General features: G+C 36.0%; 14 protein-coding genes. 13 read left to right on the top strand and 1 reads right to left on the bottom strand.

What is annotated here, in order from left to right:
* The first annotated feature begins 60 nt into the window (after nucleotides 1–60).
* The 9 genes from LV842_RS15360 to LV842_RS15320 all read left to right on the top strand — a co-directional run bounded on the left by LV842_RS15360 (nucleotide 61) and on the right by LV842_RS15320 (nucleotide 11,370).
* Nucleotides 61–723 carry a succinate dehydrogenase cytochrome b subunit gene (locus tag LV842_RS15360; RefSeq protein ID WP_233112313.1) on the top strand — a complete coding sequence of 221 codons (663 nt, stop codon included), beginning with the start codon at nucleotides 61–63 and terminating at the stop codon, nucleotides 721–723.
* Between the two features lie 15 nt (nucleotides 724–738).
* Nucleotides 739–2,751, top strand: coding sequence for a fumarate reductase/succinate dehydrogenase flavoprotein subunit (locus tag LV842_RS15355; protein WP_233112312.1), 2,013 nt, complete (start codon nucleotides 739–741; stop codon nucleotides 2,749–2,751).
* A 24-nt stretch (nucleotides 2,752–2,775) separates the two neighbouring features.
* Nucleotides 2,776–3,543: a succinate dehydrogenase/fumarate reductase iron-sulfur subunit gene (locus LV842_RS15350; protein WP_039365171.1), complete on the top strand. Its 768-nt coding sequence runs from the start codon at nucleotides 2,776–2,778 to the stop codon at nucleotides 3,541–3,543.
* Nucleotides 3,544–3,615: 72 nt separating this feature from the next.
* A complete protein-coding gene (locus tag LV842_RS15345) occupies nucleotides 3,616–4,473 on the top strand; it encodes a hypothetical protein (protein ID WP_233112311.1) in 858 nt (285 codons plus the stop codon).
* 121 nt (nucleotides 4,474–4,594) lie between these two features.
* Nucleotides 4,595–6,151, top strand: a complete 1,557-nt coding sequence (locus tag LV842_RS15340) for a TlpA family protein disulfide reductase (protein ID WP_233112310.1) — start codon at nucleotides 4,595–4,597, stop codon at nucleotides 6,149–6,151.
* Between the two features lie 110 nt (nucleotides 6,152–6,261).
* The gene (gene rlmD, locus LV842_RS15335) at nucleotides 6,262–7,674 is read left to right on the top strand and encodes a 23S rRNA (uracil(1939)-C(5))-methyltransferase RlmD (RefSeq protein WP_233112309.1); all 1,413 of its coding nucleotides are present in this window, start codon (nucleotides 6,262–6,264) and stop codon (nucleotides 7,672–7,674) included.
* 118 nt (nucleotides 7,675–7,792) lie between these two features.
* On the top strand, nucleotides 7,793–10,264 hold the full coding sequence (locus LV842_RS15330) for a zinc-dependent metalloprotease (RefSeq protein ID WP_233112308.1): 2,472 nt from the start codon (nucleotides 7,793–7,795) through the stop codon (nucleotides 10,262–10,264).
* A gap of 4 nt (nucleotides 10,265–10,268) precedes the next feature.
* Nucleotides 10,269–10,739: a DUF6452 family protein gene (locus LV842_RS15325; RefSeq protein WP_233112307.1), complete on the top strand. Its 471-nt coding sequence runs from the start codon at nucleotides 10,269–10,271 to the stop codon at nucleotides 10,737–10,739.
* Nucleotides 10,705–11,370, top strand: a complete 666-nt coding sequence (locus tag LV842_RS15320) for a DUF6048 family protein (RefSeq protein ID WP_233112306.1) — start codon at nucleotides 10,705–10,707, stop codon at nucleotides 11,368–11,370. The genes LV842_RS15325 and LV842_RS15320 overlap by 35 nt, the downstream gene beginning before the upstream one ends.
* A gap of 35 nt (nucleotides 11,371–11,405) precedes the next feature.
* Here LV842_RS15320 and LV842_RS15315 read toward each other — a convergent pair whose 3' ends face one another.
* On the bottom strand, nucleotides 11,406–11,879 hold the full coding sequence (locus tag LV842_RS15315) for a hypothetical protein (protein ID WP_233112305.1): 474 nt from the start codon (nucleotides 11,877–11,879) through the stop codon (nucleotides 11,406–11,408).
* A 235-nt stretch (nucleotides 11,880–12,114) separates the two neighbouring features.
* Here LV842_RS15315 and LV842_RS15310 point away from each other — a divergent pair, with 235 nt between their 5' ends.
* From LV842_RS15310 to LV842_RS15295, 4 genes are all read left to right on the top strand, one after another.
* Nucleotides 12,115–14,142: a M43 family zinc metalloprotease gene (locus tag LV842_RS15310; protein ID WP_233112304.1), complete on the top strand. Its 2,028-nt coding sequence runs from the start codon at nucleotides 12,115–12,117 to the stop codon at nucleotides 14,140–14,142.
* Nucleotides 14,143–14,311: 169 nt separating this feature from the next.
* Nucleotides 14,312–17,314: a reprolysin-like metallopeptidase gene (locus LV842_RS15305; RefSeq protein ID WP_233112303.1), complete on the top strand. Its 3,003-nt coding sequence runs from the start codon at nucleotides 14,312–14,314 to the stop codon at nucleotides 17,312–17,314.
* 431 nt (nucleotides 17,315–17,745) lie between these two features.
* A complete protein-coding gene (locus tag LV842_RS15300; RefSeq protein ID WP_233112302.1) occupies nucleotides 17,746–22,344 on the top strand; it encodes a fibronectin type III domain-containing protein in 4,599 nt (1,532 codons plus the stop codon).
* Between the two features lie 455 nt (nucleotides 22,345–22,799).
* The coding region (locus LV842_RS15295; RefSeq protein WP_233112301.1) for a fibronectin type III domain-containing protein at nucleotides 22,800–25,253 on the top strand (2,454 nt) is incomplete at its 3' end.

The following is a 25,253-nucleotide window of genomic DNA, read 5'->3' as shown; positions in this document are numbered from 1 at the left end:
TCTCACTTTTTGATATTGTTAACATTTCTTAATTTTGTGGAAATTCAAATTTAAACTTATATGGCAGGTTTAACGAGTTCTACGATAGGTAGAAAATATGCTATGGCATTATCAGCTCTATTTTTGCTGGTTTTTCTTATACTGCATTTGACGACCAATTTGTTATCAGTCCTGAATCGTGATGCGTTCAATACAGCGTCAGATTTTATGGGCTATAATCCTTTTGTGCAGTTCTTAATGCAGCCTGTTCTTGGTTTTGCAGTAATATTCCATTTCATTATGGGATTTGTATTGGAAATGAAGAACAACAAAGCGCGTCCTATAAAGTATGCTGCAAACAATGCTTCTGTGAATTCTTCATGGATGTCTAGAAATATGATTATTTCTGGAGCTGTTGTTTTAGCTTTCTTGGCGCTTCACTTGTATGATTTCTGGTTACATGAAATAAATTACAAGTATGTAGAAGGAATTGCTCCTGATGCTGAACGTTTCTGGCCGGAACTTCATGAGAAGTTTGCAGATTTATGGAGAGTAGCGATTTATGTGATTGCTTTCGTTTTGTTAGGATTACACTTAGCTCACGGTTTCCAGTCTTCATTCCAATCTGTGGGAGCGAGACACCCGAAGTACACTCCGGTAATTAAAGCTTTTGGAAAATGGTATTCTATCCTTATTCCTGCAGGTTTCATTTTTATCGCAATTTTTCACTTTGTAACTCAATAATATCAATATACCAATATGAGTAAATTAGATTCAAAAATTCCGGCGGGTCCTCTAAAGGATAAGTGGAAAAATCATAAAGACCATATGAACCTTGTTGCACCAAACAACAGAGATAAGATTGATATTATTGTTGTAGGTACAGGTTTGGCAGGAGGTTCTGCTGCAGCTACTTTGGCTGAGCAGGGATATAATGTAAAAGCATTCTGCTATCAGGATTCTCCAAGAAGAGCGCACTCTATTGCTGCTCAGGGAGGGATCAACGCTGCTAAAAATTATCAGGGAGACGGTGACTCTACTTATAGATTATTCTATGATACCATCAAAGGTGGTGACTATAGAGCAAGAGAGGCAAACGTTTACAGATTAGCGGAAGTTTCAGCAAATATTATCGACCAGTGTGTTTCTCAGGGAGTTCCTTTCGGGAGAGATTACGGCGGTCAGTTAGATAACCGTTCATTTGGTGGGGTTCAGGTAAAAAGAACTTTCTATGCAAAAGGACAGACTGGACAACAGTTATTATTAGGTGCATATTCTTCAATGAGCCGTCAGATCGGTAAAGGTAGAATTAAAATGTACAACCGTCACGAGATGCTTGATCTTGTAATCGTTGATGGAAAAGCAAGAGGGATCATCGCAAGAAATCTTGTAACTGGTGAGATCGAAAGACATTCTGCTCATGCAGTTGTAATTGCTTCAGGAGGATACGGAAACGTATATTTCCTTTCTACCAATGCAATGGGATCCAACGTTTCTGCAGCATGGAAGATTCACAAGAAAGGTGCGTATTTTGCAAACCCTTGCTACGTACAGATTCACCCGACTTGTATTCCTGTTCACGGAACACAGCAGTCTAAACTGACTTTGATGTCTGAATCATTAAGAAACTCAGGAAGAATCTGGGTTCCTAAAAAACATGAAGATTCAGTAGCGATCAGAGAAGGTAAATTAAGACCTGAAAATATTAAAGAAGAAGATAGAGATTATTATTTAGAAAGAAGATATCCTGCGTTTGGTAACCTTGTACCTAGAGACGTTGCTTCAAGAGCAGCTAAGGAAAGATGCGACGCTGGTTTCGGAATCGAAAATAATGATACCCAAGAAGGTGTTTACCTGGATTTCTCTACAGAGATCATGAAAAAAGGTAAAGAAGCCGCTATCGAAAAACATATTCATAATCCAACTGATCAGCAATTGTATGATTTAGGTAAGAGTTGGGTTGAGGAGAAATATGGTAACTTATTCGTAATGTACGAAAAAATTACTGCTGATGATCCTTACAAAACACCGATGAAGATTTATCCTGCGGTTCACTACACAATGGGGGGAGTATGGGTTGATTATAACCTTCAGTCTACAATCCCAGGATGTTTCGTAATTGGTGAGGCTAACTTCTCAGATCACGGAGCAAACAGATTGGGAGCTTCTGCTTTAATGCAAGGTTTGGCAGACGGATATTTCGTACTTCCTTATACGATTGCAGATTATCTTTCTGCAGACATCAGAACAGGTGCTATTCCTACGAACTCTGGTGAGTTTGATCAGGCTGAAAAAGAAATTAAAGATAAAGTAAACTTCTTCTTAAATAATAAAGGGACTCACTCTGTAGATTATTTCCATAAAAAATTAGGACACATCATGTGGAATAAGGTGGGAATGGGAAGAACTCCTGAAGGTTTGAAAGAAGCTATTGCTGAAATTGCACAGGTGAAAAAAGAATTCTGGAGTGATGTGAAAGTTCCTGGTGATGCCGATGGAATGAACACTGAACTTGAAAAAGCTTTCAGAGTTGCAGATTTTATCGAACTAGGACAATTAATGGCAATCGATGCATTACATAGAAACGAATCTTGTGGTGGACATTTCAGAGAAGATCATTCTACTCCTGAAGGTGAGGCTGAAAGAGATGACGTTAACTTCAAATATGTAGGAGCTTGGGAATATCAAACAGATGATATTACAACGGAAGTTCTGCACAAAGAAGACTTGATCTACGACAACATCGAAGTTAAAACAAGAAGTTATAAATAATCTCCAACCTATAAATAAATAATTATGAGTGCAAAAAAAGGCCTTCATCTTACCCTAAAAATTTGGAGACAAAAAAATAGCAAAACTAAAGGTCAGTTTGAGACCTACAAAATATCAGATGTTTCTACAGATTCTTCTTTCTTAGAAATGTTGGACATTCTGAACGAAAATATCATCAACGAAGGAAAAGAGCCTATCGCTTTCGACCACGACTGTCGTGAAGGAATCTGCGGTATGTGTTCTCTTTACATTAATGGTAGAGCTCACGGTCCGGATACAGGTATCACGACTTGTCAGCTTCACATGAGAATGTTCAAAGACGGTGAAACTATCGTTATTGAACCTTGGAGAAGTGCTGCTTTCCCGGTGATTAAAGACTTAATGGTAGACAGAAGTGCATTCGACAGAGTAATGGCTGCAGGTGGTTTCATTTCGGTGAACACTTCAGGAAATACTTTGGATGCTAATGCAATTCCGGTTCCTAAAGAAGATGCAGACAAAGCAATGGATGCTGCGGCTTGTATCGGATGTGGAGCTTGTGTGGCTACATGTAAAAACGGTTCTGCAATGCTATTCGTAGGAGCTAAAGTTTCTCAGTATGCTCTTTTACCTCAAGGTAGAGTAGAAGCGAAGAGAAGAGTTCTGAACATGGTGAAAGCTATGGACGAAGAAGGATTCGGAAACTGTTCAAATACGGGTGCTTGTGAAGTAGAATGTCCGAAAGGAATTTCTCTTGAAAACATCGCTAGAATGAACAGAGAATATATGGCAGCTCTTGCTGACAGAGGATAAAATTTTATCATACATAAAGAAAAATCGTCACCTTTACTGGATGACGATTTTTTTATTCAATACCTTTAAGACATGAATGTAAGTATTTCACAGATCAACAAAACGTTCCCTCAAAAACTTTTTTTATTCATTTTTATAAGTTGTTCTATAGTGTATTCTGCACAAGGTTTTCAGTTAAAGAAAGATTCAGAATTAGTCAAAAATTATCAGATCGAAGTCTATGGTAAAACCTCTCAATTATTTATCTCCGAAAACGGTGTTGTGGATATTCCTTTGGAAAATATACATAATGCCGAAACATTTGTAATCGTTGATTTAGACAAGAAAATAGATTATCATCTCTATAAAGAAGAATTGAAAATTAAAGACTCTGTTTTGAACTTTTCTTCAGGTAAAATTATTGAGACGGTTGTCATTAATAATGAAAAAAAAGAGCTATTGATCGGTATAGAAGATAAAGGTGGTTCTTCAAGACTATACATACTGCCAGATGTAACAAGAATGATTGAAATTCCGAAAAGCGAATCATATCTTGATAAAAAAATAAAAAAAATCAGATATTATTTTAGTAGTGGGAGGCATCCTATATCTGGAGAAAAGATTGATAAAAGTAACACGAAAATCATAGCTTTCATGTATACCTGCGAATCTGCAGATTGTAAAAATCCGCAATATCTACTTCCGAAGACCGAAGTGAATTTTACAGGTAATGGGAAGTATTTAGAAATAGATGTTAGCCATAGAAATTTAATAATTGACGAAAACTTTAAAAATATCTATGTTGGATTTATTTCATTAGGGAATTTTGTCATTAAAATGAAGAAAGCTCATAAAATAGGCGACAATAAATGTTACAATGCTAATGAAGAACTTCAATGGTTTAGACAGGCGACTTACCATTGCCCGGTAATTTTTCTTTCCATCGAATAAATGGTATAAGGTTGTTTCTCAGAATAACTGAGATATTAGTTAAATCTTTCATAAAATGCAGTAAATAATTGTATTCAGTTGGTGGGAAAAACTTATTTTTGTCAAATTATTAAAATCAAAAATGAAAAAATATCTTTTATTGTTTATCATCGCAATTTTTGTGATGTCTTGCTCTAAAAAAGTTGAAGTAAAAGGAAAAATCGCGGGAGCTTCTCCATTAGAGAGAATCGAATTTATCGAGGCTTCAGGAGTGGCTACATTACCTTTGGCGAATATTGGTGTAAAAAATGACGGATCATTTTCCGGAAGCTTCGAAGCTCCTAAAAATGGGATGTATTTGATTAATTATGCTGGTAAACAAAATTTAGTATATCTAAAAGGAGGACAAACCCTTGAAATCTCTGGAAACGGAGCAACATTTCCTGCGGAATATGTAATTACAGGTGATGCTAAAAAGAACAATGATTTCTTTATGGCAACCCAAAAATATCTTGGAGAATACGGACAGAAAGTGAATGCTACTATGGCAGAACTAATGATGAAAGATGATAAAGCTTTCGTAGCCGGAGTTCAGAAAATTGAAAAAAGCATTAGCGATAATATTGAGCAAAATGTTAAAAAATTCAATCCGGATAATGAAATTGTAACTTGGAAAAATAATGACCTTTCTGCAACGATCCTTTCTATTCTTATGCAATACGAAATGAGACAGAAGCAGATGTCTGGAAATCCATCTTATAAGCCTTCAAAAGTTTTTACAGATTATGAAAATAAACTTCAGGAGAACAAAGATGTAATGGTAAAAGAAAATCCTTTTTACAGACAGTATTTATTGACTAAAATAAGCCCTGATTTTCAAAAATATGCGGAGGCTAACAGTAAAGGTAAAACTGATATTACAACATCAGAACTTTTCTCACAGTATTTAAAAAATGACAAGAACCTATCACAAATAGCTAAAGATTATTTATTAGCTTTTGTAATGGCTCAGTCTGATATTCATCCAGGTACTCCTGCAAAAACGTCAGAAAAAATTAAGAAAATTATCGATACAGATATTAAAGATGCTACGATTAAAGCTGATTTGGCTAAAATTCAAATTGCAGTATCTGGATTGAAAATAGGTGAAGTTGCACCAGATGCATCACTTGTAAAACAAGATGGTAAATCTTATAAATTAGCTGAAAATAAAGGAAAACCTTATATGTTGTTCTTCTATGCATCTTGGAATCCTTACATCGGAGAATCTACTGTACCTGTTTTAAAAGAAGTAGTTAATTTTTATAAGTCAAAAATGAATTTTGTTTTTGTAAACGTAGATGATACGAAAGATCAGTTTATTAAAACAAGCAATGCATTATTAAAAGGTGTTTCTGGTACTAATGTATATGCAGAAGGAGGATTAGATTCTGATATTGCAAAGAAATACGGTGTTTATGGTTTCAAACTTCCAAATTTTGTAATCGTAGATAAAGATGGGAAAATTGCAAGCAGATCTTATGTAAATCTTGGTGAACAGGAATTAATAACAATCTTAGATAAGCTGACAGGTTTGTCTGCTCCTAAGGTAGATCCTAATGTACAGTTACAACAAGGTATGGGGATGGATCCTGCAGTAGTAGCGGCTCAACAGGCTGCAACACAGCAACCGGCTCCTCAACCAGCTCCGACAAAATAGTAAACATTTAATAACATATCAAAACCTTGTCTTCGGATAAGGTTTTTTTTATTGTATTTTTGCAAGATGAAACGGAAAGGTTTCGATTAGAAAAAATAGAAAATTTTAGCATGAGCAGGAAGAATAAGAAAAATATAACTCTTGAAAATATAAAACTCTTAAATGCAGGAGCAAAAGGTGTGGCTATCGGTAGAACTGATGAAGGAAAAACAGTAATGGTTTCCGGAGCAATTCCCGGAGACGTAGTGAATGTAAGAGTAAAGAAAGCGAAGTCGAAATATTATGAAGGGGAAGCGATAGAAGTTTTGGAGAAATCACCTTACCGAGTTGAGCCAAAATGTATTCATTTCGGAACTTGTGGAGGCTGCAAATGGCAGAATATGAGCTATGAAAAGCAACTCGATTTCAAACAGGAAGAAGTATATAATAACATTAAAAGAATTGGTGGAATTGAGAATTTTGAAACCGTTCCGATTCTGGGCTCTGAAGAACAATATTTTTACAGAAATAAAATGGAGTTCTCTTTTTCTAATTCACGTTGGCTGACTCAGTATGAGATCAGTTCTGAAGAGAATTTTGGAAGCAGAGATGCACTTGGATTCCATATTCCTGGAATGTGGAGCAAGATTTTAGATCTTAAAGAATGTTTCCTTCAGGAAGATCCTTCCAATCAAATCAGACTTGCGGTAAAGAAATACGCAGTAGATAACGGATTAGACTTTTTCGATGTCAGAAATCATGAAGGATTCTTAAGAACCTTAATGATGAGACAGAATTCTCATGGAGAATGGATGGTTCTTTTCCAGCTTTATAGAGAAGAAAAAGAAAACAGAGAAAAGCTTTTCGAATTCCTACTGGAGAAATTCCCGCAGATTAAAACGTTGGTATATGCCATCAACCCAAAGCCAAATGATTCTATCTACGATTTAGATATCAATATTTATTTCGGAGAAGGATATTTAATGGAAGAAATGGATGGATTGAAGTTTAAAATCGGTCCAAAATCATTCTTTCAGACCAATTACAAGCAAGCTTTAGAATTGTACAGAAAGACCCTCGAATTTGCCGATTTAAAGGGTGATGAAGTTGTTTATGATTTATATACCGGAACAGGAACGATCGCTCAATATGTGGCAAGAAATGCAAAACAGGTAATTGGAATTGAATCTGTTCAGGAAGCAATTGATGCCGCAATCGAGCATGCAGAATTAAATGGTCTTACCAATACAACATTCTATTGTGGAGATATGAAGGATATTTTCAATGATGAATTCCTTGCTAATCATCCAAAAGCAGATGTGTTGATTACCGATCCGCCAAGAGACGGAATGCATCAAAAAGTAGTAGAGCAGATCTTAAAACTTTCTCCTGAAAAAGTGGTGTATGTAAGCTGTAATTCTGCCACTCAGGCAAGAGATCTTGCTTTAATGAAAGAGCATTACGATGTAATTAAGATTCTTCCGGTAGATATGTTCCCACAGACACATCACGTAGAAAATATCGCATTACTTATCAAAAAATAATTACTTACATTTGAGAGACTTTTTTAATGGTATCAAAATTATTTCTTTGAGAGTGAAGAAGCTAATTTTGATACCATTAGAGAAAGAAAAATCATAAAATATTAATCGGAAAATTTAAATGAAAAAAGTGAAAAATCTTGGTGCTGCATTCATCCTGTTTGCTTTGATATCAGGTCAGTACGAATTAAAAGGTCAGGAAAAAGATTCTACCGCAGTAAAAACCGACACTGCTAAAGTAAAAAAAGATGATAAGAAAAAGCCTTCAATGAAGTCTTACAAAGAAATCATTACAGATAAAGCAGTTTCTGATCAGGGAGTTTTCACAGTTCATAAAATAGATGATAAATATTATTTTGAAATTCCTGATAATGTACTGAAAAAGGAATTTCTATTAGTGACGAGGCTTACAAAAGCAGCTGCCGGAATGCGTTCCGGAAGTACGGGTTATGCAGGAGACCAAATCGGACAGCAGGTTGTTGCCTTTGAAAAGGGGCCGAAAGATAAAATTCTTTTAAGAGCTATTTCTTTTGTGGATTACGCAAAAGATTCTACTTCGGATATGTACAATTCTGTTACAAGAAATAACGTACAATCGATCATTAAATCTTTTGATGTAAAAACGTACGGGAATAATAAGAAAACTTCCGTAATTGACGTTACCGATCTTTTAAGTTCTGATAACGAGATGGTTTCTTTTTCTACGAATTACAAAGAAGATTTCAAAGTTGGAGCTTTCCAGAAAGATATGTCTTTTGTGAATTTTGTAAAATCGTATCCAAATAACATTGAAATCAATACGACTAAAACGTTTGCACGTACTCTGGGAAGAACTACACCAGGAATTCCTGCTGCAAACCTGCCTAAAATAAGTGGAAATTATACGGTAGAAATCAACTCCTCGTTCGTTCTTTTGCCGGAAAACAAAATGCAGGCAAGATATTTTGATCCAAGAGTAGGGTATTTCACAGTAGGTTATACGGATTTTGATCTTGATCCTCAAGGTGTAAAAAGAATTTCCTTGGTTAAAAGATGGAGATTGGAGCCAAAACCTCAGGATTTAGAAAAATATAAAAGAGGAGAGCTTGTAGAACCTGCAAAGCCAATTGTGTTCTATATTGATCCTGCAACTCCGAAAAAATGGATTCCTTATCTGATTCAAGGAGTGAATGATTGGCAAAAAGCTTTTGAAAAAGCAGGCTTTAAAAATGCGATTTATGCAAAAGTTCCGGATGCAAAAACTGATCCTGAATGGAGTTTAGAAGATGCAAGATTTTCGGCAATCGTTTATAAGCCTTCCGATGTTCCGAACGCTTCAGGACCTTCAATTTCAGACCCTAGAACAGGGGAGATTTTGGAAAGCCATGTCAATTGGTATCATAATGTAATGATGCTTTTGAGAAACTGGTATTTTATTCAGGCTTCACCGAATGACGCAAGAGCAAGAAAAATTGAATTTGATGATAAATTAATGGGTGAACTTATTCGTTTTGTGTCTTCTCATGAGGTAGGTCATACATTAGGATTAAGACATAATTTTGGTTCAAGTTCAACAGTACCTGTTGAAAAATTACGAGATAAAAAATGGCTTGAGAAAAATGGTCATACTCCGTCAATTATGGATTATGCAAGATTTAATTATGTTGCACAACCTGAAGATAATATTGATGATGCCGGAATTATGCCGAGAATTGGAGATTATGATGATTGGGCGATCGAATGGGGGTACAGAAGATTTTATCAATACAATACTCCGGATTTAGAAAAAGAGCACCTGAATAAATGGGTGATCAAGAATCTTAAGAACGAAAGACTTTGGTTTGGTACAGAATCTAATCCTTTTGATCCAAGATCTCAAAGTGAGCAAGTGGGAGATAATGCCATGGTTGCAAGTACCTATGGAATTAAAAACCTGAAGAGAATTATGGATAATCTTGAAAAATGGACTCAGACTCCTAATGAAGATTATGATAATCTTGGAATGATGTATGATCAAGTAACGACACAGTTCAGAAGATATGCAGGTCATGTTTCAAAATACATCGGAGGTCAGATGGAAACTCCTAAAACAGCAGAACAAGCAGGAGTAGTATATGAAGCTGTTGCCAAAAAAGATCAGAAGGAGGCTATGAAGTTTTTGGAGGAAAATATTTTCACAACACCACAATGGCTGCTTAAAAAAGAAATTTTTGAAAAAACAGGAAAAACACCTGTAAAAACCGTTGAAGATATTCAGAATGGAGTTCTTGGAAGAATCTTGAGTCCGATGGTTCTACAGAATATGTATCAAATGGAAGTCGTAGATCAGAATACATATACAATGGTTGAATTGTTCTCAGATCTTAATTCTTCAATTATCAAAAAAGAAAATCCAGATGTATACGGAAGAAATCTTCAGAGAAATTATGTTGATAACCTAATAAAGCTTATCGATACAAAAAGCTCTGACAGATCAGATGTTTCTGCCATTGCAAGAGGAAATTTAATTATGATTAAAAAAGAACTGGCTGCAAGAACAGATTCTAATATGGTAAATAAATATCACTATGAAGATCTTGTTTTCAGAATTGAAAAAGCGTTAGATCCAAAATAAAAGTATGAAATATCTTACGATCATTATATTATTATGTAGTCTCGGGATGCTTACTTCCTGTGGAGGAGACGATGATATCTGCGAGAGCGGGGAAGGGACTCCGAGAATGAAAATCATGTTTAAAAAAGCAGGAAAGGAAACAAGATTAGACTCCATAAAAGTTTTTGTCAACTATGGTTCAAATATTGTGGATTTTGGATGGCAAAGAAATGTTGACTCTGTTTTTGTTCCGTTACGTGTAGATGATTCTCCTTACACGGATTTGTTTATAAAAACCACAACAACTGCAGATTCATCAAAAGTTCGGGTAAATTATACAACCAAATCGATTTATGTTTCTCCGGGTTGCGGAATGAAAAGAAACTACGAAAACCTGCAATCACAATTATTATTACCAACTACAGTTGTAAGTGTAGAACCTGGGCAAAATTTTATTGAAAATGAAGAGAAAACTAACTTATACCTTAATTTTTAGTCTTTTATACTCTGTGGTCTTTGCTCAGGAAAAGAAGACGGATCAGAAGGAAAAGGAGAAATGGCATTATCAACCCAATTTTATGGTGGGTTTTGATCTGCTTAATACAGGAACTTCTTTTTTTTCGGATAGAAAACTGTATCAAGGTTTCATATCTTCAAAAATTAAAGATAATGTTCATGGAGTGATCGATGCGGGTTTTGAATCAAATGTATATCAAAAGAATGGCTACGATGCTAAAGTAAATGGGGCATTTCTTAGATTGGGAAGCTTTTATATGTTGGCAAAAGATCCGGAAAATGAATTCAATGGTTTTTATGGAGGAGGAAAATTAGCCGGAGCATTTTATAAACAGGAATATATGGCCATTCCGATTCGTGGATATGGCGGAAGTAGTTCTTCAGTAGCATTTCCTTCTTCTACACAATCTTCTTACTGGATTGAAGCCACTTTAGGAGGAAGAGTTCAGTTGTTTGAATCCAATTTTTATATAGATGTAAATCTACAACCTAAGTATTTATTATATACGACAAAGCAGGATGATATTCAGCCTATGATTGTTCCCGGTTTCGGAAAAAGTTCTGCTAAATTTACGATGGGATTCGCCTGGAATATCGCGTATAAATTTTAAGAGACAGTATTTAAAAATAATGAAAGACAACTCAACTAGTGAGTTGTCTTTTTGTTTTGAATAATTTGTTGTAATATTTTATAGAGAGATACTAACTCTTTTGGAGGATTACCAGCATCAAAACTAGCGGATTGATAAGTATTTCCATTTGAAGTAATAATTATCGTGGATGCTAATGCTTGATCCGAATAATGTCCTGTGGTTGGAGCTGCAAATGATGAAATTTTGGAGAGATCAACAAGATTAACCTGTTTTTCTATATTTTCCCATTCTGATAAAACTATTTTCGAATTAATAATGTTTCCATTTAAAGTTGTGATTAAAGCTTTTGAATTTAATGTAAAACTTCTATTGGTACCTCTTGTTTGTTCTGTGAGTTCGATTTTTTCTATATTTTGTTTTTGAATCTGTTCCAAATTATTGTTGTTTTTTTCTTGTTTTTGATGAGAGGTGCAATTAAAATTTAAAAAACAAAAATTAAGGAGGATTAAAAAAATATGTCTTTTCATTTGTATAATTATTAGGTAGTGATATTGATTTATTTAATAAAAATAGTAAATGTTTTTTACGTGAAGGATATTGAAAATGATAATTTTTAGTTTAACAAATCTTATTGCTTACATAATCAGTTGTCTTGTCACTAAGACATAATGTATTTAATTGACTTATTTTTATTAAATATGTTTTTTATATATCAATTTTATATTAAATAATTTATCTTTGCTCAAAATTAATTTTAGTATAATGAAAAACTTTACTCTTTCTAAAGTTATCTTTTTTCTGTCACTATCTTTATCTCAAGTAGTATGGGGGCAGAAGCAGAAAAATGTAGATGACAATTTAATTTTCGGGAAAGCTTATACCATTGATCAATTAAAAGAAATGAATGGTGTTATTAGATGTGCTTCCACTGAATATGAAAATTACCTTCAAGGGAAATATCCTGATAGAATGACTGAGGCTCAGTTCGAGAATTGGATAAAACCATTAATTGAAAATTCCAGAGCTAATAAGTCTCAAAATGGGGGGATTATTACAATACCAGTTGTTGTACACGTTATTCATGCTGGTGAAGCTTATGGAGTTGCACCCAATATTACAGATGCGCAAGTACAGTCACAAATTACTGTAATGAATAATGATTACAGAAAAGCGGCTGGTACTCCAGGATATAATACAAATCCGGTTGGTGCAGATGTAATGATTCAATTTGCATTAGCTAAAGTAGATCCTAATGGAAATCCTACCAATGGGATTGACAGGGTTAATATGTGTTATACAGCTTGGACACAAGGAGGGATTAATGCTTTTGTTAAACCAAAAACTATCTGGGATCCTACAAAATATATGAATATGTGGAGTGTGAAATTTGGAGGAAGTAGTTCTAGTTTGCTTGGATATGCACAGTTTCCTTCAAATTCTGGATTGGGTGGACTAAATGCTAATGGTGGTCTTGCGACTACAGATGGTGTAGTGGCGAATTATTCTACTTTTGGAAGTTCTGATTATAACGATGGAACTTTCTTGCTAAATGCTCCTTATGATAAAGGAAGAACAATGACCCATGAAGTGGGGCATTTTTTAGGACTTAGACATATTTGGGGAGATGCTACGTGTGGTGATGATTATTGTACAGATACTCCTACTGCTCACACTGCTAATTATAATTGTAATGCAACTATTGCAAGTTGTACAAGTTCAAGTATTTATGAAATGGTTCAAAACTATATGGATTATACTAATGATACTTGTATGAATATCTTCACAATTAACCAGAAGGATAGAATTACAGCAGTAATGAATAACTCTCCAAGACGTTTGGAATTAAAAACTTCAACTGCAGATATTGCAATTCCTCTTTTTGCAAATGATGGAGAAGTAAAATTTGAAAATAATTGTACTGTTGCTAATTCAACTTGTGGAGGGACTGCCGCAACGACAGCAAGAATTTCTTTATATAATAGAGGAACAAGTAATATGACTTCGGCAGTAATTACTTATGGAGTAGGAACAAATACTCAAACTTATACTTGGTCTGGAAATTTAACACCCAATCGTTATGCAATAATAGATTTAGCAGTTCCAGGGACTATGCCAACAGGAACAATGACTGTTACTTTAACTACTGTGAATGGAGTAACTGATCAAAGAGCTACAAATAATTCATTTACAACTTATTTTGTTGGATCAGGTGCGGTAAATGCTAATCAAGGTACTTATACATTTAATCTACAGAGAGATTATTATGGAACGGAAATTACATGGGATTTGAAAAATAGCTCAGGAACAGTTGTTTATAGTGGTGGACCTTACACGGATACTCCTACAACAGGACCTCTTCCTGCTGTTGATATCTCAACATGGAGCTTAACTCCGGGGTGCTATACATTCACTATTAATGATGGATATGGGGATGGAATATATGATACTGGAGGTTATTATAACCTTAAAGATTCATCAGGTAATATAGTTTTCCAAGGTAGTCCATATACAACTACTCAGACAAGAGCTGTGAATGTTATAGTGTTAGGAACTGGAGAAGTAAAGATTCAAAATTTTGCAGTATATCCTAACCCGGCAACAGACGTTTTAAACATTACTAAAGTTTCAGAAAAAGCTAAATTTGAAATTCATAATGCAGTAGGTCAGTTGGTAAAAGCTGGAGATATTAAAAATAATCAAGTGAGAGTTGCTGAACTAGTGAAAGGAACTTACATTATTACGATTAAAGATAATAACCTTAATGAAAGTGTTAAGTTTATAAAAAAATAAGAAAAATCTTATGTATTTGAAACCTCAAGCGATTTGCTTGAGGTTTTTTTTTCATGTAATTTAACTTTTAAATATATTAATTTAACATAATTATTTGCTTTTTTGTGTGTCCTGAATGTATTTAATGCATTATCTTTGAGGATTGAAATAATTATTAAGATTTGTTTATATGAAAAAAATAATTACATCCTTGTTTGTGACCTTATTGGTGGGTACGGCAACCGCTCAATGGTCACCATCCAATGGAGTTTCTTCTGGGAAACCAAAAAGAGGGGAGCTTGTTACTGTAGATGCTTCCTCAATGAGAAGTTATTATAAACTGGATATTAACCAGATTCGTGAACAGCTGAAAAATGCTGTGGAAATGGGAGCAAATGCCAAACCAGTTGTAGTATCAATTCCAACATTAGAAGGTAAAGTTCAGAAATTTAATGTGTATAGCTTTCCTGTTGTAGTAAAAGAGCTTGCTGATCAATTTCAGTTAGGTTCTTATATAGGAACTGCAATTGATGATCCTACACAGCAGATTAGATTTTCATTAGCACCCAACGATTTCCAGTCTATGTTATTTAAGAATGGAAATTATGAATTTATAGAACCTGTAGATAAGTCAACAGGATTATACGCAGTACATCCAAAAACAAAAAAATCAGGTGATAAGCCTTTTGCTTGTAGTACTATGGAAGATCCTAATGCTGTAAAGCAGATGCAGAGCTTATATGATAATGGGAAAACATTCACTCATCAGCCGGGAACATTTAATAAGAGCTCGGATAAGAAATACAGAACCATGAGATTGGTAATGTCGGTGACGGGTGAATATACCACTTATCATGGAGGAACTGTTGCAGGAGCATTAGCAGCAATAAATGCAACAATGACGAGAGTGAATGGAGTTTTTGAGAAAGATTTTGCGTTACACTTAAATCTGCAAAGTTTCAATAATGTTATCTATACGAATGCTGCTACAGATCCATATTCAGTAGCGTCAACAGGTGCTGGAGGAGCTTGGAATTTAGAGCTTCAGCAAACACTTACTGCAAATGTAGGAGATGCCAATTATGATATTGGGCATCTTTTCGGAGCTTCTGGAGGTGGTGGTAACGCAGGATGTATTGGTTGTGTATGTATCAATCCTACTACATCAGTTCCTAAAGGAAAAGGTTCGGGTTATACATCACCAGCGGATGGTATTCCAATGGGAGATAACTTTGATATCGATTATGTTGCACATGAGATGGGGCATCAATTAGGTGCGAATCATACGTTTTCGCATGGTATAGAAGGAACTGGAGTAAATGTTGAGCCAGGTTCTGGATCAACCATTATGGGGTATGCAGGAATTACAGGAGCAACTACAGATGTTCAGGCTCATTCTGATGCTTATTTTCATAAAGCTAGTATTACTCAGGTTCAGAATAATTTGAATTCTAAAACTTGTGATGTGGAAGCTTTAATTACTAACAATCCTCCTGTAATTGCTGCATTACCATCTTATACGATTCCAAAGGCGACTGCCTTTGCATTAACAGCTAACGTTACAGACCCTGAAAGTGATCCAATGACATATACTTGGGAACAAGTAGACAGTGGAATGACAAGTTCGGAGACTATTAACAAAACAAATTTAGGAACGACTACTTATGGAGCATCATTTAGATCATTAACTCCTACAACTAGTCCAACCCGATATTTTCCTAAATTCTCTTCAGTTTTAGCTGGGGTTTTAGATAATTCATTAAATACATGGGAATCTACGTCTCAAGTGGCAAGGAGTTCAAATTTTGCAATCACTGTTAGAGATAATAATACAAATGCGACACAACAGCAGACTAATTTTGCTCAGCAAGCAATTACGGTAGGTAATGATGGTCCTTTTCAAATTACTTCAGGATATTTATTTAGTAATACAACAACAAATTTAACATGGGATGTTGTAAATACTTCTTCGGCTCCATATAGTGTTGCTAATGTGAAAATAGATTATTCTACAGATAATGGGGTAACCTGGACTGTGCTTTTAGCGTCGGCTCCAAATAATGGAACGGCAACTATTGTAGCTTTACCAGCTTCTTTAAATGGACAGGTGGTTGTAGTACGTGTATCTTCAATCGGAAATGTTTTCTATGCATTGAAAAAAGTTACGGTAAGTACTCAAGCAACTTGTGGTTCAGCACCTACTGGTGTTGCAGCGAATGCTATTACAAGTAATACTGCAAATATTTCTTGGGCTCCTATAAGTGGTGCTGGCTCGTATTCAATACAGTATAAGCTGTCTTCTGCTTCTACTTGGACAACAACAACTTCTACAACCAATTCGGTATCGCTTTCTAGCTTAATAGATTGCTCTGCGTATCAAGTACAAGTTGCTGCTGTTTGTTCTGGAGTAACTGGTCCTTATTCTGCACCTGTTACCTTCACAACCATCTGTACGAATTATTGCACAGATACAAGTACGAATGCAACATTGGATTATATCTCAAATGTAACATTAGGAACTGTAAATAATACGACTGTAGCATCAATGTATTCGAATTTTACAACAAATTCTGCATTACAACCTGCTTTGTTAGCAAATAGTTCCAACAACTCGATAAGTGTATCTATTACAACCCCTACTGCAACAGGTAATACAAGTGTAATGGCGGTGTGGATAGATTTTAATAAAAATGGAACATTTGAAGCGAGTGAAAGAGTTCTAAATAAGCCAGCTGTATTAACATCAGTCGGAACAGTCACTACAACAGGAACATTCACCGTTCCTTCAACAGCAATACTTAATTCTCCATTGAGAATGAGAGTGGTCGCTGTCGTTGCGACTGCCGGAAGTGCAGGGGCAAATCTTCCTGAATCCTATACATGTGGAACTTTTACTTATGGAGAGGTAGAGGACTATAATGTTATTGTCACAACTTCTTTAGGTACCAGCGATGTTAATAATACAAAAGATGGTATCCAAATCTATCCAAACCCAGCAACTGATTTCTTAAACGTAACTAAAGTTTCGGATAAAGCAACGTTTAAAATTTATAACGCTGCGGGACAATTAGTAAACAATGGAAATATTAATGGTGGAAGAATTAATGTTTCAGCATTGATAAAAGGAGCTTATGTAATTGCTATTGAAGATAAAGGAAACGATGTGTTCAAATCTAAGTTTATCAAGAAATAGTAAAATCTTTTAAATTATACTTAAAGCCTCATGTTTTCATGAGGCTTTTTTATTTTGAAAAGTTTTTTGTGGTCACGGATGTTAATATTATGGTGTATGTAAAGTTTATTATGTGTTATACTTAATAGTGATTGATTTTTTTAACAATATTGATTAAAAAAAAGAAGATTTGATAGGTTGTTTGTAAAAAATGATTAGATTTGTAAAAATAATACCAAAACAAGTGAAATAATATGGAAGAAAAATACCTTTTTACTGTACCCTTGTTACTTCTAGATGTAGGTTTAATAAATAAATCTTTTTTCTGTGACATCTAAAGGGGATTTCCTTCTATTTTTCTAAGTAATACTGCTCTTAGAATAGTGTCAGTATTTCTCGAAATAGGTTTTTTACTAAATCTAAAACTCATTCAACACTCAATATTCAACACTATGAAAAAACTTCTACTCATGTGCCAATTGCTTTTTGGCTCATTTTTAATGGCTCAGGTTGCCTATACCCAGAATTGGGCGGCTACAGGGCTGAATAACTGGGTAACCAGTGGTTCTGTTTTTTCTAATAATACTACTGCTAACCAAATATGTGGAACCAGCGGAGGAACTATTAGAGGAGAACTGTATTATGGGACCTCAGGACAATTTACTTCTCCTAACCTTACCGGAAATAATGCAGGACAAGTAACCATGTCATTTGATTACAAAGTGACAGATTATTTTGCGGGAACTTCTGCAACACCTTCCAATAAAATTGGAAATATAAAAGTAGAATATGCTACCACGGCTACAGGACCGTGGATTACGGCTTATACGATTAATTCTGCCAATCACGTATCATCTAATACATGTGCTACAAAGACAATCACTTTTATACCTCAAGCAGGAAATCTATATGTGAGATTTAATGCTACTTCAGATAACAATGCCGATGTGTACTATTATTTTGATAATGTATCTATTTCACAATCTGCAGTATCAACCTGTCCTCCGCCTTCTGCGATAACATTGGGAACGGTGACTGCTGCTACGGCTGTTATTTCTTGGACAGCGCCTACTCCAGCACCTGCAAACGGATATGATGTTTATTATAATACCACAGGAATACCTCCAACTTCAGGTACCGTACTTAATGGAACTAATTCTGTACCAAGTACAACGACAACGGCAACTATTCCGGGATTATCACCTACAACAACCTATTACGTATGGGTAAGAGCAAAATGTAGTGCTACGGATCAAAGCTATTGGATTCCGATGACGTCAACCTTTACGACTCCTTGTGTCTCAATTTCTACATTCCCATGGAGCGAAAATTTTGATTCTATGACAAGTATAGGAGCGGGAGTGTTACCAAGTTGTTGGGCAACTACTGGTGGTTCAGATATTTTTACAACTCAAGATGCTTCTTCACAAGGTTATAATGATCCAAAATCAACACCTAATTATGTAACAATTTATTATCCTACTACAGCTGCTTATTTATGGACGCCAAGTTTCCATTTAACAGCAAATCAGTCTTATGATTTTTCTTTTTATTGGGTTGGAGATGGATATTCAGGTTGGGATGGAAATGTTTTGGTGAATACAGCACAATCTTCTACAGGAGCTACTACTCTTAGTACTTTTATTACTTCTACGCAAACTACAACAGGAGGCTCAAACAGTACAAGCTATACGAAAGTTAAAGTAACATTTGTACCTACTACAACAGGAGAGTATAATTTTGGTATTAAATCGTTTGCTGCAACATTTGACCCATATTATTTAGGATTTGATGATTTTAATGTAATGCCTACTCCTACTTGTGTTGAACCGGCAGGGATGGCGGTAAGTGGAGTGGCTTCGAATACGTCTACTCTAAACTGGACAGCTCCAAACCCGGTGCCTGCAAATGGATATGAATATTATATTTCTACAACCAACACGCCACCAACAGCGTCAACAGGACCAGTAACGGGAACCTCTATAACGTTACCGACTACCTTAACTCCAAATACGACTTATTATTGGTGGGTAAGAGCTATCTGCTCTACAACAAGTTCTAGTATCTGGATTCAGGGACCAACTTTTACAACCACACAGATTCCGGCTACCTTACCTTATTCACAACCTTTTACAACGAATGACTTTGGTTTTGGAAATGGATCTCAACCCAACAAATGGTACTTTGGTTCAGCGGCAGGAAATCCTGCAAACTCATTGTTTATATCTGCTGATAATGGAGTAACAAATGGTTATGATGAAGGCATTACAAGTGTTACCCATGCTTATAGAGATTTTACTATTCCAGCAGGAACAACTGCTGCTTCACCTGCTATTCTAACGTTTGACTGGAGAGCGGTAGGAGAGGGTACGCCACCATATTTATATGATTATATCAGTGTATGGATGGTTCCTTCATCATATACACCGAGTGCTGGAAATGCTATTGCTGCAGGTACAAATAGAGTACTGCTAGGTCAATTAAATCAACAGTCAGCATGGCAGAACTATGTAAATACAAATTTAGATTTGTCAGGTTATGCAGGAGGTGTTATGCGTTTGGTTTTTGAATGGAAAAATGATGGTTTCGGAGGAACTTCACCGGCTGGTGCAATAGATAATATTAACTTATTAATTCCAACTTGTAAAGTGCCGACAGCTTTAGCGGTAACGGGAATTGTATCCAATGGAGCGACGATTAGCTGGACGGCTCCAACACCTGCTCCGGCTGGAGGATATGTATATTATATATCTACTTCGAATGTGCCTCCTGGGGCAGGTACTCCTGGAACACCTATTACAGGAACAACGGTAAACCTTGCTCCAACTTTAACTCCGAATACGACTTATTACTGGTGGGTAAGAGCGGTGTGTTCTTCTACAGATTCCAGTATTTGGATTCCTGGACCAAGCTTTATGACAACGCAGATTCCTGCTGCACTTCCTTATCTTCAGGATTTTTCAGGAAGTAATGATTTTGGAATGTTAAATACTGGACAACCTAATATATGGTTCCACGGTTCTGCGACTGGAAATACAGGGAAATCCCTTTATATTACAAATGATAATGGAGTTACAAATGCTTATACTAATGATGTGACAAGTATAGTACAGGCATATAGGGATATTACAATTCCTGCAGGAACTTCTCTGGCTACCTTCTCTTTTGATTGGAAAGCAGATGGAGAAAGTTCTTGGGATTATTTGAGAGTATGGTTGGTGCCAACAAACTTTTTACCAACACCTGGGACTCCGATTACGGCGGCGACAGGAACACCGGGAGCACCAGGAAGAGTTCAGGTAGGGCAGTATAATCAAAACGGAACCACTTGGCAATCGTATTCCAATGCGAACTTGAATCTTACCAATTTTGCAGGGACTACAATGCGTTTGGTATTCGAATGGACAAATGATAGCTATGGAGGTACTCAACCACCAGTAGCAATCGATAATATAGTATTAAGAGTATGTAGTACAGCCACACCGGTAGTAACGGTAATTCCAGCTTCTATTACACATAATTCTGCTCAGATTACTTGGCCACAGGATACGGGAGGAGCTTCTTATAAAGTTAGATATCGTCCTGTGGGTTCTACACAATGGTTACCTACAGCAGGTCCTATTGATGTGGCAGCGGTAACAGCACCTAATCAGCCTCCTTTGACGCTTTCAGGATTAATCCCTGCAACGGATTATGAAGTAGAAGTAGCAGCAGTTTGTAATACAATTAATGTAGGGGTGTATTCACACAATGTGTTTACCACAAAATGTGACCCAACTCCACCGAATGTAACCTTTACAAATATTACCTCAACTTCAGCAGTGGTGAATTGGTCACCATTGGCAGCGAGTGCAACTTATGAAATGCAGTGGAGAAAAGTAGGAGATCCAACATGGATCGGACCAATTGCTTTACCGAATCCACCAGCAAATACTTATGCACTTCCTTCTCCAGGTTATACCTTAACACCGTATACTCAATATGAAGTTCAGGTAAGAAATATATGTGTAGGATCAACAACGCCTAACCCATGGTCAAGCTTATCAAGATTTACAACCGAGAGAACATGTGAAATTCCTCCACCGGGATTAACGATTTTAGAATTAAAACCAACAAGTGCAAAAGTTCAGTGGGATCCTTATGTAGGACCAGATGCGACTGGTAAATATATTTTGAGATACAGAAAAGTAGGCATTCCGGGATGGACTAGTGTACCTGTGTCAACCAATCTTTACACCTTAACCGATTTAACAGAATTGACTAAATATGAAATGCAGGTAGCGAATGTATGTAGTGGTACTCCGGGTAACTATACTTTACCGTATTACTTTACAACCCCTACAGTAATCTATTGTCAGATGGGTGCTACTACGGGCTCAGGAGATTACATTTCCAAAGTAACAGTTGTACCTAACGGAAAACCACAGATGATAAAGGATTCCGGAGTATCTAATTATACCGATTATACTGCAGATCCACTAGCACAGATCGAGATGATTCAGGGATCTGTAAATAATCAACTTACGATAGATAAGGTAGTAACAGGAGATGCAGGAGTTGTAGCATGGATTGATTTTGACAGAAACGGAGAATTTGATATCAATGAAAGAATTCTGGTTTCCGGACCAAATGCAGATGCAACAGCAACAGCTACCTTCAGTGTACCGTCAGATGCTTTTGTAAGCAATGTAGACTATATGTATGTGGTGATGAGAGTGGCTTTAATGAAAGGAGGACTTCCTGTGAACTGTACCAACTTCGATAAAGGAGAAGTAGAAGATTACACGGTAAGAATCACTAAGAAAGCTGCGGCTAATGTATTGAATCAGTCAGATATCTTAATTTACCCTAACCCGGTAAGCACTGTATTAAATGTAACGAATATCAGCAAACGAGCTAATTTCAAGATTTACAATGCAGCAGGTCAGTTGGTAACTAAGGGAATCATCTTAAACAACAAGGTTGATGTACGTTCGCTAATCAACGGAGTGTATATGATTGATATTGAGGATGGCTCAACTTCAGTACAGAAGAAGTTTATCAAAGAATAATTGATAATAATATTTAAAACAATAGAATAAGCTCTCAGAAATGAGAGCTTATTTTTTTTATTACAGTTTGTTGAATTTGGATTCAATAAGGTGCAGATACACAATGAAATGATATTTTTTTCAAGAATTTTTTCTTTTTAACTTGAATAGAATTATTTCGAAATTTTTTATTCGTAGGAATTGTTATGGTTTAAAATTTCATAATGATGTGCGTTCGTTTCAATTGAAGGTTTTTATATAATTTCTTTAAAAGAAGAAATTATTACAGGTATTTATGATATAAAAGTATTAATTTTGCACTTAACATAAAATAATACAGCCTATGACAAAATTTTTTACAATTTACAATTTTTTTATAATCATTGAAGGTTTTAAACAGTAAAACTATTTTAAGACCATTCATTTAAATTTATTTATAATTCTCAAATCCTATAATGGATTTAATATTTAAGGACATGAAGAAGATTTTTTTACTTTTTTTATTTGTGATAGCATTTATCGCTAATGCGCAGGTGAGTTCTTATAGTTTTGTAAAGTCCTCCGGAGCTTATACAGCTCTAACGGGACCTACGATTCTAGCTACAGCAACTTCATCTAATTCACTTGATAATGCTGTTTATCCGGTAACGCTTCCATTTAACTTTTCATTTAATGGTGTTAATTATTCATCATTAAATGTTTCAACCAATGGTTTTATTACTTTTGGAGCTACGACACCTGGTACAGCAACTTATTCTCCAATATCAAGCACGGAGGGATATGCTGGTGTGGTTTCTGCTTTTGGTAGAGATCTTAATGCGGTAGCGAATGTAAATAGTGTATTCGGTACTGTGAGTTGGAGTGTTGTAGGTACAGCTCCAAACAGAGAAATTGTTGTTCAGTGGGCTGATTTCAGACCGACTTATACTACTGTAACAACAAGTGCGTATGCTTTTTCTTTTCAGATAAGACTTAGAGAAACTACAGGTACAATTGCTGTAGTTTATAAAGGAGGCTCATATTTAGTTGGGTCTACTTCTTACAGTAGTACAGCACAAATTGGTTTGAGAGGTACTACTAATGCTGATTTTAATAATAGAAATAACGCGACTACTGTAATTTTTGGAAACGCAACAGCGGGGACAGCCAATACCAGTTCGCAGGCATTTAATACAACTGCAGCTACACCGGGAATGCCGACTGATGGATTAACTTATACTTGGACACCCCCAACTTGTTTTGCTCCTACAAACTTAACATCAACAGCTTTAACGGCTACAAGTGCATCGATTAGCTGGACGGCTCCAACATCAGCGCCTGGTAGTGGATATGATGTTTATTATACTACTTCGACGACTGCACCAACAAGTGCAACTGTACCATCACAGACAGTACCAACAGGAACTTCTGCTACAATTTCACCATTAACTGCAAATACAACATATTATGTATGGGTAAGGTCAAGATGTAGTGGGACAGACCAAAGTGGTTGGGTGTCAATGTCACTGGTAACACCATGTGTTGCTGTGACTACTTTACCATGGACTGAAAATTTCGATGCTATGGCAAGTGTAGGTTCAAACATTGTTCCTTCTTGTTGGAAACAGGTAACAGGTACTGTTGCATGGGAGTCTTCAAGTGCAGCAGCTTCTACTACAACACCTGGACCAAGATCTGCACCGAATTATATGAGAATTCGATATAGTAATACCAATGCAAGCCAGCTATGGACACCGGGGTTTGCTTTAACAGCAGGTACAACATATGAATATTCATTCTATTATAATACAGGAGGGCAAGGAACTTCTTATCAAGGATTTACAGGGAATGTATTGGTGAATTCGACAAGTTCTGTTACAGGAGCGACCAATGCAGGAACATTTATAACGGCTACACAGGATACTCCAGGTTATGTTAAGTATAAAATATATTACACACCTACAACATCAGGGGTTTTCTATTTTGGATTTAATGTTTCTTCTACAGGAGCTCCATGGTATCTTGCGATTGATGATGTTAAATTAAGAGTTGCTCCTACATGTATTGAGCCAATAGGAGTAACAGTAGTAGGTTCAACATCGTCTACTGTCACAATTTCTTGGACACCACCTGCGGTTGCACCTGCAAACGGATACGAAATCTATTATAGCACTACAAATACGCCACCAGCAACACCTAATATTACAGGTATTCCAAGTGGTAGTACAGGATATACAATCCCGGGACTTGCTCAAAGTACAACATATTATATATGGGTAAAAGCTTTGTGTAGTGCTACAGATAAGAGTGATTTGTCTGATGTGGTTTCTGCTATGACAACACAGATTCCAGCTGCACTTCCATATCTTCAGAATTTTGAAACAACGAACGATTTAGGTTTGATTAATGGATCTCAAACTAATAAATGGTTCCATGGTTCTGCAACAGGAAACACAGGGAAATCTCTTTATATTACAAATGATAATGGTACTACGAATGCCTATACAATTACAGCTGGAAGTGTAGTACAGGCGTATAGAGATATTACAATTCCTGCAGGGACTTCTCTGGCTAGCTTCTCTTTTGACTGGAAAGCACAAGGAGAAAGTGCATCTTATGATTATTTAAGAGTATGGCTGGTTCCATCTAGCTTCATGCCTACTTCGGGAACTCGAATTGTAGCGGCTACAGGAAGAGTTCAGGTAGGGCAGTATAATTTAAACGGGACTGCTTGGCAATCTTATTCCAATGCGAATTTGAACCTTAGCAGCTTTGCGGGAACTACAATGCGTTTGGTGTTTGAGTGGTATAACGATACTATCGGAGGAACTCAGCCACCAGCGGCAATCGATAATATTGTATTAAGAGTATGTAGTACTGCTACACCAACAGTAACAGTAACTCCAGCTTCTATTACTCATAATTCAGCAACGATTACTTGGCCGCAGGAT

It is taken from the genome of Chryseobacterium gwangjuense (genome assembly GCF_021311115.1).
Lineage (GTDB): Bacteria > Bacteroidota > Bacteroidia > Flavobacteriales > Weeksellaceae > Chryseobacterium > Chryseobacterium gwangjuense.
The sequence above is the reverse complement of the archived record's forward strand: the minus strand, read 5'-3'. Positions and strand labels throughout refer to the sequence as shown.

What these genes read in the sequence shown, in the direction of transcription:
- LV842_RS15320 (WP_233112306.1), top strand. Translation starts at nt 10,705, where the DNA reads ATGAAGAGAAAACTAACTTATACCTTAATTTTTAGTCTTTTATACTCT.
- LV842_RS15340 (WP_233112310.1), top strand. Translation starts at nt 4,595, where the DNA reads ATGAAAAAATATCTTTTATTGTTTATCATCGCAATTTTTGTGATGTCT.
- LV842_RS15355 (WP_233112312.1), top strand. Translation starts at nt 739, where the DNA reads ATGAGTAAATTAGATTCAAAAATTCCGGCGGGTCCTCTAAAGGATAAG.
- LV842_RS15300 (WP_233112302.1), top strand. Translation starts at nt 17,746, where the DNA reads ATGAAAAAACTTCTACTCATGTGCCAATTGCTTTTTGGCTCATTTTTA.
- LV842_RS15330 (WP_233112308.1), top strand. Translation starts at nt 7,793, where the DNA reads ATGAAAAAAGTGAAAAATCTTGGTGCTGCATTCATCCTGTTTGCTTTG.
- rlmD (WP_233112309.1), top strand. Translation starts at nt 6,262, where the DNA reads ATGAGCAGGAAGAATAAGAAAAATATAACTCTTGAAAATATAAAACTC.
- LV842_RS15350 (WP_039365171.1), top strand. Translation starts at nt 2,776, where the DNA reads ATGAGTGCAAAAAAAGGCCTTCATCTTACCCTAAAAATTTGGAGACAA.
- LV842_RS15315 (WP_233112305.1), bottom strand. Translation starts at nt 11,879, where the DNA reads ATGAAAAGACATATTTTTTTAATCCTCCTTAATTTTTGTTTTTTAAAT.
- LV842_RS15345 (WP_233112311.1), top strand. Translation starts at nt 3,616, where the DNA reads ATGAATGTAAGTATTTCACAGATCAACAAAACGTTCCCTCAAAAACTT.
- LV842_RS15305 (WP_233112303.1), top strand. Translation starts at nt 14,312, where the DNA reads ATGAAAAAAATAATTACATCCTTGTTTGTGACCTTATTGGTGGGTACG.
- LV842_RS15310 (WP_233112304.1), top strand. Translation starts at nt 12,115, where the DNA reads ATGAAAAACTTTACTCTTTCTAAAGTTATCTTTTTTCTGTCACTATCT.
- LV842_RS15325 (WP_233112307.1), top strand. Translation starts at nt 10,269, where the DNA reads ATGAAATATCTTACGATCATTATATTATTATGTAGTCTCGGGATGCTT.
- LV842_RS15360 (WP_233112313.1), top strand. Translation starts at nt 61, where the DNA reads ATGGCAGGTTTAACGAGTTCTACGATAGGTAGAAAATATGCTATGGCA.